Origin of the sequence: Mesotoga sp. B105.6.4 (assembly GCF_002896535.1) — a bacterium.
In the GTDB taxonomy this organism is placed as follows: Bacteria; Thermotogota; Thermotogae; order Petrotogales; family Kosmotogaceae; genus Mesotoga.
Window position 1 is genome coordinate 100,531 of the sequence record NZ_JWIM01000008.1, and the last position, 15,830, is coordinate 116,360.

The 15,830-nt window shown below is 46.2% G+C and carries 10 protein-coding genes and 1 other annotated feature; of the genes, 9 read left to right on the forward strand and 1 reads right to left on the reverse strand.

The window, feature by feature from the left end:
* The first annotated feature begins 1 nt into the window (after position 1).
* The 9 genes from rplA (at position 2) to RJ60_RS03470 (ending at position 15,264) form a co-directional block, all read left to right on the forward strand.
* The gene (rplA, locus tag RJ60_RS03430; protein WP_099828960.1) at positions 2 to 700 is read left to right on the forward strand and encodes a 50S ribosomal protein L1; all 699 of its coding nucleotides are present in this window, start codon (positions 2 to 4) and stop codon (positions 698 to 700) included.
* 14 nt (positions 701 to 714) lie between these two features.
* Positions 715 to 833: a sequence feature (ribosomal protein L10 leader region), on the forward strand.
* An 8-nt stretch (positions 834 to 841) separates the two neighbouring features.
* Positions 842 to 1,384: a 50S ribosomal protein L10 gene (gene rplJ / locus RJ60_RS03435; RefSeq protein WP_099828961.1), complete on the forward strand. Its 543-nt coding sequence runs from the start codon at positions 842 to 844 to the stop codon at positions 1,382 to 1,384.
* A 21-nt stretch (positions 1,385 to 1,405) separates the two neighbouring features.
* Positions 1,406 to 1,792 (forward strand): 50S ribosomal protein L7/L12, encoded by a 387-nt coding sequence (gene rplL / locus RJ60_RS03440; protein ID WP_099828962.1) that lies wholly within the window; start codon positions 1,406 to 1,408, stop codon positions 1,790 to 1,792.
* Positions 1,793 to 1,898: 106 nt separating this feature from the next.
* Entirely contained in the window at positions 1,899 to 5,423 is a 3,525-nt protein-coding gene (locus RJ60_RS03445; protein ID WP_099828963.1) for a DNA-directed RNA polymerase subunit beta, read from the forward strand.
* Between the two features lie 40 nt (positions 5,424 to 5,463).
* Complete coding sequence (locus RJ60_RS03450; protein ID WP_103133986.1) at positions 5,464 to 10,158, forward strand: DNA-directed RNA polymerase subunit beta'; 4,695 nt, start codon at positions 5,464 to 5,466, stop codon at positions 10,156 to 10,158.
* 99 nt (positions 10,159 to 10,257) lie between these two features.
* Positions 10,258 to 11,772: an ABC transporter ATP-binding protein gene (locus tag RJ60_RS03455; protein WP_180979893.1), complete on the forward strand. Its 1,515-nt coding sequence runs from the start codon at positions 10,258 to 10,260 to the stop codon at positions 11,770 to 11,772.
* On the forward strand, positions 11,769 to 12,800 hold the full coding sequence (locus RJ60_RS03460) for an ABC transporter permease (protein ID WP_103133988.1): 1,032 nt from the start codon (positions 11,769 to 11,771) through the stop codon (positions 12,798 to 12,800). The genes RJ60_RS03455 and RJ60_RS03460 overlap by 4 nt, the downstream gene beginning before the upstream one ends.
* Positions 12,793 to 13,677, forward strand: a complete 885-nt coding sequence (locus RJ60_RS03465) for an ABC transporter permease (RefSeq protein WP_103133989.1) — start codon at positions 12,793 to 12,795, stop codon at positions 13,675 to 13,677. Before RJ60_RS03460 ends, RJ60_RS03465 begins: the two co-directional genes overlap by 8 nt.
* A gap of 84 nt (positions 13,678 to 13,761) precedes the next feature.
* Entirely contained in the window at positions 13,762 to 15,264 is a 1,503-nt protein-coding gene (locus RJ60_RS03470) for a carboxypeptidase M32 (protein WP_103133990.1), read from the forward strand.
* Here RJ60_RS03470 and RJ60_RS03475 read toward each other — a convergent pair.
* A complete protein-coding gene (locus RJ60_RS03475) occupies positions 15,261 to 15,722 on the reverse strand; it encodes a helix-hairpin-helix domain-containing protein (protein ID WP_099828969.1) in 462 nt (153 codons plus the stop codon). The two genes, RJ60_RS03470 and RJ60_RS03475, sit on opposite strands and share 4 nt — an antisense overlap.
* Positions 15,723 to 15,830 lie beyond the last annotated feature (108 nt).

The window sequence follows — 15,830 nt, forward strand, 5'->3', positions numbered from 1 at the left end:
AATGCCGGTTAGATCAAAGAGATATATTCAGGCGAGGAAATCCGTTGACAGAAATAAGGTTTACTCTGTGGAGGATTCAATCGAGCTTTTGAAGAGTTTTCCGCCGACAAAGTTTGACGAAACGGTTGAGATGCACATAAAGCTCGGGATAGATCCAGCCAAATCAGATCAACAGGTCAGAGGTACTATCTCTCTTCCTAACGGAACTGGAAAGGATGTTAGGGTTCTAGTGTTTGCGAAGGGGGAGCAGGCAGAAGTTGCCAAGCAGGCTGGCGCGGATTTCGTTGGATCCGACGATTTGGTTCAGCAGATTCAGGGTGGCTGGACCGATTTCGATGTCGCGATAGCTACTCCAGACATGATGAGAGACATAGGTAGATTGGGGAAAGTCCTGGGACCCCGGGGTCTGATGCCGTCCCCGAAAGCAGGAACTGTGACAACAGACGTTGAAGATGCCGTGAAGGGTTTTAAGGCAGGCAGGATCGAAGTCAAGAACGACAAGACCGGTAATCTACATCTGCCCGTTGGAAAGAAGTCGTTTGACAAGGAGAAGCTTCGCGAAAACTTCGTTTCAGCTCTCGATCAAATAATGAAGATGAAGCCATCCGGTTCAAAAGGAAGGTTTGTTCAAAAGGTATTCCTCACTACAACCATGGGTGCAGGAATAAAGGTCTACTTTGTTAAAGAAACCGAGAAATAGCTTAAGATACCCAAGCATATATGTACTCACTGCCAAAGACAGTAGGTTATTAAGAGCGTAAGCCACCTACCGAGGTAAGTAGAAGTGAATGCCTTCTGCGGCCTCGATTTGGGGCCGCTTTTTTGAAAGGAGGTGCAAGAAGTGCTAACCAGAGAAAGAAAGGAAGAGATCGTTGAGAGCCTAACAGAAGCCTACAAAAAGTCTTCATTGATTCTGTTCGCCGACTACAAGGGTATGAAGGTTGACGGTATCACTGCTTTCAGGGACAAGCTCTACGAAAAGTACGACGATAGAGCTCAGTTCACAATAAAGAAGAATACATTGGTCAGGCTTGCTCTGAACAAGGCCGGGTTCGACGAGAGTGAATGGAAAGAGTCAATCATCGGAACTACGGCGGTACTGACTGTCGAGGACGAAGACCCGGTCTCGGCGCTAAAGATAATCACTGAGTTTAACAAGAATAACAAGACCCTTCCGTTGATAAAATCAGGGTATCTTGAAGGCAGATACTTTGCCGGCAGCCAGGCTTCTGAGTTGGCGAAGCTTCCGTCTAGAGATCAGTTGATCGCAATGGTCGTTGGAGGATTCGCCGCCCCGATAACCGGTCTTGTATATACTCTGAACGGAATATTGACAAAGTTCCTGTATGCTCTAAATGCAATTAAGGATAAAAAAGCTGAATGATTCAGGTGGAGGTGTGGTAAGATGACTAAGGAAGAACTTATAAGCGCAATAAAAGAAATGACAGTTTCAGAACTTTCGGAACTGGTGAAAGCACTTGAAGATGAATTTGGAGTCAGTGCAGCAGCACCTATGGCAGTTGCAGCAGGGCCTGTAGCGGGCGGAGCAGCGGTCGAGGAAGAAGAGGAGCAGTCTGAATTCAAGGTTGTTTTGAAGTCTTTTGGGGCTAAGAAAATCGATGTCATTAAAGTCGTTAGAACAATTACCGGACTCGGACTCAAGGAAGCAAAGGATCTTGTTGAAAAGGCCGGCAGTCCAGAGGGTGTTGTGAAGGAGAACCTTCCGAAAGCGGAGGCAGAAGAACTGAAGAAGCAGCTCGAAGAGGCTGGCGCCGAAGTCGAACTGAAGTAATTGGGCAATTGTCTGGTTACATATTGTCTGTATAATAAATACACCCACATCAGGGATGATGCTCTGATGTGGGTTTGGTGTGCTCAAACATACGAGAGGTGATCTGATGAGAAAGGCCAATTTTGGCAAACGAGAGCGGTGGGTCTTTGGAAGAGTGTATGAACCTCTTGAAATTCCGAATCTCATTGAGATCCAGACTCGTTCCTTTCAATGGTTCATCGATGAAGGTCTTCTGAGTGTTCTGAAGAAGTATTCTCCAATTAAATCGCAAATTCAGCGTTCGGATCTTAAGAAGGGCGAGAAAGGTTTCTCTCTGGATTTTGTTTCAACTAGAATCGGCGAGGCAAAGCATTCCATCCAGGAGTGCAAAGACAAGGGGCTAACTTATTCCGTTTCGCTTTATGTGACCGTAAGAATCACCGACCTCTATACAGGAGAGATCAAGGAGGAAGAGGCTTTCTTCGGATACTTGCCTTTCATGACTGATAACGCCTCTTTCATAATTAACGGAGCGGAGAGAGTAATAGTCAATCAGCTTGTAAGGTCGCCGGGTGTCTACTTTGTTGACGAACCCACAAAGGCAGTGTCTGGTTCTCTGCCGATTTATGTTGCCCATTTTCTGCCTGTAAAGGGAGCTTGGTTTGAGATACTTCTTAACCCTAACAAGCAGATAATGCAGGCGAGGATCGACCGAAGAAGGAAACTGAACTTCTTCGTCTTCTTGAAGGCATTGGGTTACGAGAATGATCTTGATCTACTGAGACTTTTCGAACATGAATATGACGGGTCGGATGAAGACGAATTGCTCGCAAGTGTCGGAAGCATGATTCTTGAAGATGTCAAGACTCCCGGAGGAGATTTGATAGCTCAGAAAGGAACACTTCTTACAGAGGATATTATTGCAAGGGCAATTGAAGCCGATGTGAAGACCATCAAGATGCCGCTTCCTATAGCTATGAAGACCTTCAGCGCTTTGCAGAAGACATACGGTGAAGGTATGACTGAGGACGACGCTTACATAGAGCTTTTCAGGAAGCTTAGGCCGGGCGAAATTCCGAGGATAAATGCTGCAAAGAGTTATATTACTAACCTTTATTTCAGTCCGGACCGCTTTGACTTCTCAAACGTTGGAAGGTACAAGGTCAACAGCAGACTTAAGAAAGTCTATCAAGACTATCTAAAGGAGATCGAAGGAAAGAAGGTTTCGAAAGACACCGACTATGCCGAAGAGTCGAGTGTTCTCACTGTTCTAGATGTTGTACTTGCTGCCAGGCACTTGACAGAGATAGAAAGCCGGCCCGAACTTCTCGATACCAAAGACCATTTGGGAAACAAGCGAGTAAGAACAGTGGGCGAGCTTATGGAAACTGAGTTTGAGAAGGCTTTTATGAAGATCCATAAGCTTCTCGAAGAGAAGCTTACGATATACACTTCCTTCGACAAGATTTCGGTGCAGAGCCTGGTTAACGTAAGAACTCTCATGACCACGCTGCATCAATTCTTTGCAACAAGTCAGCTTTCGCAGTTCATGGACCAGGTAAATCCTCTGGCTGAATTGACGAACAAGAGAAGATTGTCTGCAATCGGGCCGGGAGGTTTGAAGAGGGAACACGCGAGGTTTGAGGTGCGTGACGTCCATCACTCTCATTATGGGAGGATGTGTCCTATAGAGACGCCTGAAGGCGCAAATATTGGTCTTATGACCTCAATGGCAACTTTTGCGAAGATAGACAAGTATGGTTTCATTCTCACACCTTACAGGAAGGTGCAGAAGGGGTTCGTTACTGAAGATATCGTTTATCTCGCAGCAGATGAAGAGGAAAATTACAATATCGCTCACTCCACAGTTAAAATGGACGACAACGGGCGTATTGCCGATGAAAACGTAGAGATTCGTTACGCCGGTGAAGTGAGATATGTTATAAGGGAGGAAGTGGACTTCATGTCAGTCTCCCCCAAGCAGATTGTCTCAATCTCGACTTCTTTGATCCCGTTCCTCGAAAATGATGACGCAAACAGAGCACTGATGGGATCTAACATGCAGAGACAGGCGGTTCCTGTTGTCAAGTCTGAAGCTCCTATAGTCGGCACCGGTGTCGAAGGAGTAGCTGCAAGAGACTCCGGATATGTAGTTCTTGCGAAGCATCGGGGTAAAGTTGTTAACGTCGACGGAAGAAGAATCATTGTGCAAAGAATAGACGAAAAGGGGAAGCCGGAACTTGACGATAAAGGAAGAGCAATTGAAGATGTCTATACGTTGTATAAGTTTGTTCGAACCAATCAGGATACCGCGGTAAACCAGCGTCCAATTGTCTCGGTTGGTGAAGTCGTGGAGAAGGGCACTCCTATCGCCGACGGTCCATCGACCGAGATGGGAGAGCTTGCACTGGGTAAGAACGTTCTTGTAGCTTTTATGCCCTGGGAGGGGTACAACTTCGAAGACGCCATTCTCGTCAACCAGGAGCTTCTCGAAGACGACATTTTCACAACTATTCATGTTGAGATGTATGAAACAATCGCCAGGGATACTCAACTTGGTCCCGAAGAGATAACTGCTGATATTCCAAATGTCTCGAAAGAGTCTCTTAAGAATCTTGATGAGAGCGGTATAGTGAGAGTAGGAGCTTATGTCACGTCTCAGGATATTCTTGTTGGAAAGGTGACTCCAAAGGGCGAATCCGAGACCACCCCCGAAGAGAAGATTATCAGGTCGGTTTTTGGAGATAGGGGACGAGATGTCAAGGATTCATCGTTGAAACTCCCTCATGGTGTTGAAGGTAGAGTCATCGACGTCAAGGTTTTCGAGAAGGAAGAGGTTTCTGAACTCGGTTCGGGCATAAACAAGCTTGTTAAAGTCTTCGTTGGTATTAGAAAGCCGCTGGATGTAGGAGACAAGCTTGCGGGTAGACACGGCAACAAGGGTGTCGTTTCGAATATCATCCCAAAAGAGGATATGCCCTTCCTTCCTGACGGAACTCCTATACAGCTTGTTCTTTCACCTCTTGGCGTTCCGTCGAGGATGAATGTCGGGCAGGTGCTCGAGACACATCTCGGCTGGCTTGGGAAACTTACGAATCGTTACTTTGCGACACCAATCTTTGATGGGGCTACAGAAGAAGAGATCATGAATGAGCTTTACGAGGCTAGAAAAGAGTTTGGACTTGAAGCCGGTGACAGCGAAGAGCTGAAGACAGGTAAAGTTACCCTAAGAGACGGTAGGACTGGCGTGCCTTTTGACTACCCGATAGTGGTAGGAATAATGTACATGCTCAAGCTAGTTCATATAGCGAAGGACAAGATTCACGCAAGATCTACAGGTCCCTATTCACTCATACATCAGCAGCCTCTAGGTGGAAAGGCTCACTTTGGAGGTCAGAGATTTGGTGAGATGGAAGTCTGGGCGCTTGAGGCATATGGAGCGGCCCACACTCTGAACGAAATGCTCACAATTAAATCTGACGACATCAAAGGAAGAAATGATGTCTATAAGGCAATACTCAAGGGAGTTAACATCCCCGAGCCAGGAATACCTGAGAGTTTCAAGGTTCTTATAAAGGAACTTCAGGGGCTTTCTCTCGACGTCAAAGTTTTTGACCAGAACAATGTCGAGCTGGATGTGGATAAATTATGAGGATCAATAGAAGGGAGCTACCCCTCAAGGAGGGAAGCAGATGCCAGTAAGCGCGTATAAGAGAAAAGTCAATAAGCTGGAAATTGATATCGCGTCGCCGGACAGAATCAAGGGCTGGTCAAGCGGGGAAGTCAAGAAGCCCGAGACGATTAACTATCGCACATTCAAACCGGAGAGAGACGGACTCTTCTGTGAGAAGATCTTTGGTCCGACAAAAGACTACGAATGTACATGCGGAAAGTACAAGGGTAAAAAGTACGAGGGCACAGTATGTGAACGTTGTGGTGTGAGAGTCGAATCTAAAGAGGCTCGCAGGAGAAGAATGGGTCACATTGAGCTCGCCGCTCCTGTTACTCATGTTTGGTACTTGAAGAGTGCGCCTAGTGTTCTTTCTTCACTTTTGAACATTCCTGCGAAGGATCTCGAGAACATCATCTATTACGGATCTAAGAGGGTTATAGAGAGACTTTATGTCGTGACAGACCCTAAGGAGACGGACTTCTTCCCTGGAATGACGATGTACCAGACCGAATACGAAATATACACGAAGAAACTCAGCTTCGAAGTAGAGCAAGGTTACAAGGTAAAAAACCCTCACGGACCGGTTACAACGGACATTGACGGTAAAGTCACTATCGAGAGGATCGACAGCAGTACCGAGAGAGAACTGAACTGGATAATCGTCAAGGATGAGACGGGAATTGAGAAAAAATACCCGGTTTTCGAAGGTGCTCTCATTTATGTTCAGAATGAGGATGAAGTTCATAAGGGAGATACCCTTGCCGACAGATTCCTTTTTGAAGATGAAGTTCTTTCGGCGACTGAGTATAAGATCTTCGACGAGTATTATCCCGGCAAGTTCGAAGTTGAAACAGATACCGAGAGCGATAGACCTATAGTCATAATCACCGAGATCGACCCTGCAGTCTCGGAGGAGACAGGAAGAACGATCGGTGAAGTCTTGATAGAGAACGAATATGAGGCATACAAAGAGCTTTACCCGGGCAAAGTAACCTGTGATTACGGTGCGGCAGCAATTAAGAAACTATTGCAGGGCATGGATCTCGAAGAGCTACAGGTAGCGATAGAACATGAATTGAAGACTATTCCCAAAAGCAGTGCCAGGGCTCTCAAGCTTCTCAGAAGACTCAAGTATGTCAAGGACTTCATAGCGTCTAGCAATAGGCCGGAATGGATGGTAATGGATGTTGTTCCGGTAATTCCTCCGGACCTGCGACCCATGATTCAGATTGAAGGCGGAAGGTTTGCCACGACGGATCTCAACGACCTATACAGGAGAGTCATTAATAGAAACAACAGGCTTGCAAAATTACTGCAGATCGGGGCTCCCGACATAATAATCAGAAACGAGAAGAGGATGCTTCAGGAGGCAGTTGACTCCCTAATCTACAACGGTAGAGTGGGAAAAGCAGTATCCGACAAATCGGGAAGGCCTTTGAAGTCTCTCACCGACCTGGTGAAGGGCAAGAAGGGGAGATTCCGAAGGAATCTGCTTGGAAAGCGGGTAGATTACTCCGGTCGAGCGGTTATCGTCGTTGGGCCGGACCTGAAGATTCATGAATGTGGAATCCCCAAGAGGGTTGCAATGGAGTTGTTCAAACCGTTCGTTCTATCAAAGCTGCTTCACGGAAGTGAATCGAGCAAGACGGCGAGAAAACTTAAGAAAACAATCATAGAAAAGGAAATGCCCGAAGCGTGGGAAGTTCTCGAAGATGTGATCAAGGGACACCCCGTTCTCCTCAATAGGGCACCGACGCTTCACAGGATATCCATACAGGCTTTCATACCCAAATTGGTCGAAGGAAACGCGATTCAGCTTCATCCGCTTGTCTGCGCACCATTCAACGCAGACTTTGACGGAGACCAGATGGCCGTTCACGTGCCTTTATCCGCAGCTGCGCAGGCAGAGGCGAAGTTCCTTATGCTGAGCAGATACAACGTGATTTCCCCCGCAAGCGGGAAACCCATTTCGATGCCAGGCAAGGACATAATCGTCGGTGTTTACTATCTCACGACCGTTGACCGCGATCATGAGAAGAAAGAGAAAGAGGTAATGGATTACTACTCAGCCCTCCTCAAAGATGAAAAGATTTCCGATGTTGAAGCGAGGAGGATGGTTAGGCAGAAGGCCCTTGAATGGGTTGACTGGAAGTTCTCTTCTCCGGGAGAAGCGCTTCTTGCTTATGACATGGAATATATATCACTTCACGATCCTATTCTTGTTCAGCTAGATCCCTCATCCGGGGAGCTCACGCTAACGACGGTAGGAAGGATAATCTTCAACACAATAGTCCCCGAGAAGCTTAGGGACTACATGAAGAAGTTCAACAAGAAAGCTATAAAAAAGTTGATCTATGACTGTTTCCACGAATATGGAATAGACAGAACCGCAGACCTTCTGGATGACATGATGTCTCTTGGATTCCATTACGCGACTGCTTCCGGGCTCACAATATCCATAAACGACATTGTTGTGTATCCGCAAAAGGACAAGGTTATAGAGGCCGCGCAGGAGAGGGTAGATCAGATCGAGAATCTGTACAAGTCGGGGTTCTTGACTGAAGACGGAAGAACTCAGGAGATAATCAGAATCTGGTCAGATACCACTCAGGAGATAATGGAGAAGACATACACAGAGTTCGAGAAGTATCCCTTCAATCCAATCTACATGATGGTTGACTCCGGAGCCAGAGGAAATATCGACCAGCTTAAGCAACTTGCAGGTATGCGAGGTCTGATGGCAGATCCATCGGGAAAGACGATCGAAGTACCGATAAAGCCAAACTTTAGAGATGGACTTACCGAACTCGAATTCTTCACATCTACTCATGGAGCCAGAAAGGGTTCTGCCGATACGGCACTAAGAACGTCGTTTGCAGGTTATCTCACCAGAAGACTTGTAGACGTTTCCCAGACTATAACCGTAACGACTCCGAACTGTGGAACTCACGAGGGCATTGAAGCTATAGAGCTCATGGCAGACGGAGTAACGATAGAGAAGCTCGAAGAATTTCTCTTTGGAAGAGTTCTTACGTCAGATATCATCAACCCGCTGACTGGAAGAGCTCTTAAGAATGGGAAGACGGGAAAGGAATACTTGCGCGATACAATGATTAGAGATGAAGATGCGGCTTTCCTTTCGAACTACAGGACCGAAGTCGAAGTTGCGCGAGAAGAAGTGCTTAGTATTCCGAAAGTGACCCGGTTGATCAACTATACAGAGCTGGCAGAAACCATCACAATAAACGATAAGGAATACAAAGCGGGAACCCATATCGGCAGCGATATTTTGCACCAGCTAAAGAACTCGGATATCGAAGAAGTGAAAGTTGTTATCTTCCCCTGCGTCGGTCAGGTATTTGCAGGTGATCCGATAAAGAACAGTAACAAGGAAATGCTTGTCAAGTATCAGGAGAAGATAGACGAGCTCACTGCCAAGAAGCTGCAGAAGAACGAGATCGACAAGGTCTTAGTCCGACCGACGATAAAGGTCAGGTCTGTTCTTACTTGTGAATCCGACAGTGGTGTTTGTGCTATGTGCTATGGAATGGATCTTTCAAACCATGAAATAGTGAATGTTGGAGAATCCGTAGGTGTAGTTGCTGCCCAGTCAATTGGAGAGCCGGGTACACAGCTCACCATGAGAACATTCCATACTGGCGGTATAGCGACTGGACAGGATATCACCAGAGGTCTTCCCAGGGCAGAGGAATTGTTCGAAGCTCGAAAGAAGCTGAAGGATCCCGAAGCCCTGTTCATTGAGAAGGGTGACGGAGGCTTCGTGAAGGATCTCGTCCCTGACGACAAGGGTAGGAGAAAGGTCTACATCGAAACGAAGACCGGAGGCATCAGCGAATACGATCTCTCCTCGAGCATAAAGCCAAAAATCGAGATTGGTGACAAAGTCCTAGAAGGAGAGACCATAACAACTGGAACGGTGAGGCCAAGGAAACTTATGGAAAAGCTAGGCCTCGTTCAGACGGCGCTTTACCTCCTGACTGAGATCAAGAGGGTTTATGCTGAACAGGGAGTCGAAATTCACGACAAGCACTTTGAACTTATCATCAGACAGATGCTTTCAAAGGTCGAGGTAACCGATCCGGGAGATACCGACTTTTTACCCGGGGATCTTCTCGACATAGTAGAAATTAGGAAGATTAACAAGTCTATAGAGGAAGCCAACAGTAGAGTTGACGAAAACAGGGAATACGTAATCGACAAGCGGTTGGCGAGGAGAGTCCTAGGCGAAGATGAAGATGGAAAGATAAATAAGATTGCAGCCGAGGCCGAGCCGATTACGGAAGAGCTCCTGAATCAGATATTGAAGGGCGGAATCAAGCAGATATTGATCTATGATGTGGATGAGGATCAGTATCAGAAGCTGGTCGATGACTTCAACCCCGATACGGTAATTCCCGAGAAGAAGATCCAGATAATGCCGAAAGATCCCATTAAGTTCAAGCGAAAGCTTCTAAGGATCACAAAGGCATCTCTTGAAAGTGAAGGGTGGCTGTCGGCCGCATCGTTCCAGCAAACGCCTCAAATTCTCACCGAGGCATCTGTTGCGGGTAAGTCAGACTTCCTTCAGGGGCTGAAAGAAAATGTAATTGTTGGTCAGCTTATACCTGCCGGAACGGGTCTTGACATGTATGCAAATCTGCAGGTGGAAGAAGCTTCAATCCCTTCTCGTTTACAGGAAGAGGAGTTGGCTTGAGTAGGTACTTCTAATAGAAGCGGAAAGCTTAAAATAGCTTTCCGCTTTTCTTTTGTGATGGTAACATTGTAGAGGGAAAATCAATACTTGGGGGCTGAGTTGTCTAAGCCGATTTTGGAAGTATCGGATCTTAAGAAAACTTATGAGACGAGCGGAACAAAAGCTTTAAATGGAGTGACGCTTTCCTTTTTCCCGGGCGAGTTAATCTCGCTTCTGGGAGAGAATGCTGCGGGAAAGACAACACTCATGAAGGCAATTGTTGGAATAGAAAAACCAGACAGTGGCTCAATGCTTCTCAAAAGAGAGCCTTACTCTCCGTCGAACCCTTCACAGGCTTTAAAAATGGGCATTGGGATGGTTCCGCAAAATCTGAGAGTAATCGACAGGCTTACTGTTCTTGAAAATCTTCTGATCGCACGTAAAGCGAATAGGTTGAAAAGAACGGCGAAAAGCTACAGAGAATACATTGAGACGTTGATAGGACGATATCAGTTACAGCTGCCCCTGGATAGAGAGGTTGGAACTCTTTCCTTGGCAGAGAGACAGAGAGTGGAAATCCTGAGGCTGCTTCAGAACTCGCCAGATATCTTAATATTCGACGAACCGACCGCTCTGATTTCCGAAAAAGAGAAGGCAGAGTTGTTCGAAACCTTCAACAAACTTAAGGGTGAAGGTAAGAGCGTTGTGTTCATTACTCATAAGCTGCGGGAAGCTTATTCTGTGTCCGACAGGATTTACCTGATTCGATCCGGGGTTATAGTAGGCAGTTTCAGGAAAGATGAGATCTCGGTCGAAGGACTGTACGATTTGATGGCCGGAGAAGAATCTCCCGGGTCTTCTGTCCGGAGTTCGTTGTCGGAAGACGTCGTTCTAAAAGTTGAGAAGATCTGTGTAGAGTCTTCTGTAGAAGGGTCAGATGCAGTCAGGGATGTGTCTTTCGAGGCTAGAAAGGGTGAGCTTATCGCTATAACGGGAGTGGCCGGCAATGGCCAGGAGGAGCTTCAAGAAGGACTATTCGGAGTTAGAAAGGTGATTTCTGGAAGAATCCTGCTCGGCGGAATTGACGTTACAAATCTACCGCCGCATAGACTCAGAAGACTCGGAGTGGCTTCGCTACCTTCAGACAGAGATAAGTTGGCGAGTTGTAGAGGTTCATCGATAAGGGACAATCTAGTTATTCAGAGAGTCCTCAGTGGAGGCTGGGTTGTTTCGGGCAGAGAAATGGATAACTATGCAAGGGAACTGCTTTCTAAGTATGGTGTTGTGTTTGGCAGTATCGGCGATCCGGTTTTCACTTTGTCTGGTGGAAACCTGCAAAAGTTGCTGCTAGCTAGAGAGATCAGCTCGGAGCCAAAGCTTCTTCTCCTGGGAGAGCCTTTTAGAGGGCTCGATGTCAAACATCTGGAGAAGCTGCGCAGCACTCTAGAGAGTATTAAAGAGAAGATGGCCATTGTGATATTCACTTCTGATCTCGACGAAGCTCTAATTGTGGCGGATAGAGTTGTTGTGATGTCAGAGGGAAGGATAGTCTTTTCCGGAGCGAACGGACCAGCACTCAGCAAGAGGGCAATAGGAGAGCATTTTGCTGGAACGTTGAGGGAAGATCAAAGATGACAAGCTTTCAAGATTTGAGAAGATCACTCCTTGTTATAGGTATTGCACTGATTGCCGGGCTATTACTCGTAGTTTTGATGAGTGAAGAGCCCATCAATTCGGCCCGATCATTCTTCCTTTCCGTCTTTTCAGACAGGTTTTACTTTGGCAATCTTATTTCAAATGCAATTCCACTTATCCTCACCGGGCTTGCAGCCTCAATAGCCTTCAGTTCGTCTTCCTTCAATCTTGGCATTGAAGGGCAGGTATATCTCGGGGCATTTGTCGGGACTGCGACAGGTATACTTCTATCGGGTAATTTGTCTGGTACTATAGGGATTACGGCAATGATTCTGGTGAGTTTCTTGTTTGGGGCTGGGGCGGCAAGTTTGTCAGCCGTCCTCAAAATCCGTATGGGTGTCAGTGAGCTAATCTCTTCTCTATTGCTCAGCAATGGGCTAATTCTTGTCGTAGACTATTTCGTTGAGGGACCTTTCAACGACAGACAGTCGGGACTTGCGGCATCCTTAAGTTTGCCCGCGAATCTCAGGTTTTCAAGACTCATGCAACCTTCAAGTCTGCATACTGGGATCTTTTTCTCACTGATAGTCGCTTTTGTTCTTTGGTTTCTCATGTTCAGGACTAGAGAAGGCTTCAAATTAAGAATTTCGGGCAAGAACAGGATGTTTGCTCATTATTCAGGTGTGAATACCAGCAAAGTCATTTTTTGGTCTCTCTTTCTGAGTGGGGGACTTGCTTCCACCGCAGGGATAATCGATGTAATAGGCGCACACGGTAGAGTTATGAGGGGTTTCTCGGCCGGATACGGATGGAATGGAATAGCGGTTGCCCTTATCGCAAGAAATCACCCGTTGTTTGTTATTCCTGCAGCTCTGTTCTTTGCATACCTGGAAAGCGGAGCACAGATATCATCTATTGAAGCGAGTGTCACGCCTGAACTGGCTAAGATAGTCCAGGCAGTGGTCTTCTTTCTAGTCACTGCAGAGGCACTTGCTCCCGTAAGCTTCAGGAGAAGAAGATATGTTTGAAGCCATAGTACGTGACACAATAAGGAATTCGACGCCTATCGTTCTTGCAGCAAGCGGAGGATTGCTGACAGAGGTTTCGGGATGGCTCAATATTGGACTTGAGGGTACAATTCTCTCAGGAGCGTTTTTTGCAGTAGTAATATCATCGACCACGGGTAGCATCCTTCTCGGAACTCTTGCTTCTATTATTGTGTCGATCATTCTTTCATCGCTTATCTACTTTGCAGTGAGATTTCTGAAGGCGAATCTCTTTGTTGTCGGAATTGCGGTCAACCTTCTATCCGTCGGATTGACTGTAGTGTTGACGGACGTTTGGTTCAGTAGTAAAGGCACAATTGTCTTCGGAGGTTCCCCCAGGCCTGCCGCTCTTTCTATTGATGTCTTAGGCGGTACTGTATTTGGTTGGTTGAATGGACTCGGTTTTTTTGATCTAATCGCCTTTGCCACTCCATTTGCTCTCTTCTATATTTTCAAGAAGACGGTGGTTGGGGTGAAATTGCGGGCCTGTGGGTATGACGATGAAAGCGCCTTTTACAGCGGTGTTAGAGTAAATCAAATGAGATTCATAGCATACATTGGCAGTGGAGTGTTCACGGGTTTGGCCGGTTCAGCACTTTCCATACCGTTAGGAGCCTTTGTATCCAATATGTCTGGGGGGCGCGGATGGCTGGCTCTTGTTGCCGTAATAATGGGGAGAAAGAACCCGCTTCTTGTAGTTGTTTCGGCTGTTATGTTGGGCTTTGTTACAGAACTCTCCATCTTCCTGCAAGTTTCCACAGAAATATCTCCTAAGTTACTATTGTCTTTACCTTACTTCGCTTCTCTTGCTATCCTTGCTATCTCATACGGCGGAAGAAAGGCGAAGCAGCTTTCGTGATTCGTAATGGTTGAGGATACTTAAGAGGCTCTTAAAATAGCCGAGTTGGACCATGATATAATTCATCGAATTGGAGGTGCAGTTTTGGAATTAATAGATCAGCTTAAATCAGAATACTCCGAGATTTCCTATCTTCAGAATGCAGCGGCCCTGATGGTCTGGGATTTGAGGACTTACATTCCCCCTAAAGGGGCCGAGAATAGGGCGGAGGCTCTAGGTTATGTATCAACTCTTGCATTCAAGAAGGCAGTCTCAGATGAATTTGGAGCATTGTTAAGCCAATTGAACGAAAGAGCAACCCAAGAAGGATTAACAGATGATGAAAAAGCAATGGTCAGGGTTGCTACGAAAGCATACAAAAGGGCCAGGTCAATTCCACCTGAGCTTCATCATAGGTTTTCCGTCCTAACGTCTAAGAGTGAAAGGGTATGGGAGAGAGCGCGAAAAGAAAACAGCTTTAGCAGCTTGGAGCCATATCTGGAAGAGATTGTCGATCTTTCGAGAGAAATGGCAGAACTGTATGGTTATGAAGAAAACCCCTATGATGCGCTACTCGAAGGTTACGAAGAAGGGATGACGGCAAGAAAGCTACGGAAGGTCATCGAACCACTGAAATCAGAACTAATACCCTTTGTAAAAAAGATATTGGATAAAGGCACACATCCTGACACGTCAATCCTTCAAGGGATGTTCAGCAAGAGGGCACAGGAGAAGCTCAGCAGAAGGGCTCTGAAATTCATTGGCTATGACTTCGATGCAGGTAGGCTGGATGAGACTGTCCATCCATTCACGATTGGCATTGGAGTGAATGACGTTAGAGTGACTACCAAGTACGAGATCAAAGAGTTCACACCTTCATTGTTTGGATCTATCCATGAGGGGGGTCACGCAATTTATGAGCAGGGGCTGCCGATTTCTCTGAAAGATACACCTATATATGGTGCATGTTCATTAGGAATCCACGAATCGCAGTCAAGAATGATGGAAAACATAGTGGGAAGAAGCAAGGAGTTTCTATCGTTTTTCTATCCTCAGATTCAGAAGGCTTTCCCGTCAAACTTCAGGAGTGTTTCGCTTGGTGACTTCTATAGAGCTGTAAACAATGTCAAACCTTCGTTGATTAGAATAGAAGCCGACGAAGTGACATACAACTTTCATATCATGGTAAGGTTTGAGCTTGAAGAAGCGTTGATGAAAGGCGATTTGAAAGTGTCTGAGCTTCCGGCTGCCTGGAATGCAAAGATGAGAGAATACCTGGGAATTGAACCTGAGAGCAACCGGGACGGTGTGCTGCAGGACATTCATTGGCCATCGGGAATGATCGGATACTTCCCCTCGTATATGCTTGGAAACCTTTACGCCGCTCAAATGTACGCGAAAGCAAGACAGGATATCCCAAATCTCGAAAAGAGGATTGAGAAGGGAGACGTTCTGGCTCTTGTAGACTGGTTGCGAAAGAATATTCATGCTGTAGGCAGAAAGCATGAACCGGAGAGGCTTCTCAAAGTAGCGACGGGAAAGGAGCTAGATTCTTCTTATTTCTTGAAGTATGTCATCGATAAGTATTCCGAAATCTACTTCATTTAGTTCTCAGAGGCCTTTAGACCTTTAAGTAAGGCCTCAATTTCGGAGAGTCTGTCGGATGAAAGCTTCAGACTCTCCTTTCTACTAGTAAGAAAGGAGATTATTTCCTGTGGCTCAACGATCGCCATATCTTTCCACATGAAGGAAATTACTTCAGTGTCTACAAGGTTATGTGAGGTGAGAAGGTATATTGGCGAGGGCATTTCATCACTTATCTCACATACCTTGCTGATCTCACCCTTCTGTAGGTACTCGAGAGATTTGTCCACTACGGCCTTTCCAATGCCTCTTATTTCCAAGAGCTTTGTTATGTCACCATCTGAGAGACGGCCTTCCGGCAAATTAGATCTGATTATTCTTGCGGCGAATTCGTAAGTCCTTATCTTGAACGGGTTGTCTCTTATGACCTTGAGAAGTCTCGAGAGCAAGTCAAATTGCATTGCAAGTTCCTCTTTTCTCACCGGTATCACCTCTCAGTGTATTTTACACCGCTGAACACCGGCAAAGAAATCAGATGCTCGGAATTCTCTTGCGCTCCATTTGAAATGAATCTATTTGCCTAGACACAA

What these genes read in the sequence shown, in the direction of transcription:
- RJ60_RS03460 (WP_103133988.1), top strand. Translation starts at nt 11,769, where the DNA reads ATGACAAGCTTTCAAGATTTGAGAAGATCACTCCTTGTTATAGGTATT.
- rplA (WP_099828960.1), top strand. Translation starts at nt 2, where the DNA reads ATGCCGGTTAGATCAAAGAGATATATTCAGGCGAGGAAATCCGTTGAC.
- RJ60_RS03465 (WP_103133989.1), top strand. Translation starts at nt 12,793, where the DNA reads ATGTTTGAAGCCATAGTACGTGACACAATAAGGAATTCGACGCCTATC.
- RJ60_RS03450 (WP_103133986.1), top strand. Translation starts at nt 5,464, where the DNA reads ATGCCAGTAAGCGCGTATAAGAGAAAAGTCAATAAGCTGGAAATTGAT.
- rplL (WP_099828962.1), top strand. Translation starts at nt 1,406, where the DNA reads ATGACTAAGGAAGAACTTATAAGCGCAATAAAAGAAATGACAGTTTCA.
- RJ60_RS03445 (WP_099828963.1), top strand. Translation starts at nt 1,899, where the DNA reads ATGAGAAAGGCCAATTTTGGCAAACGAGAGCGGTGGGTCTTTGGAAGA.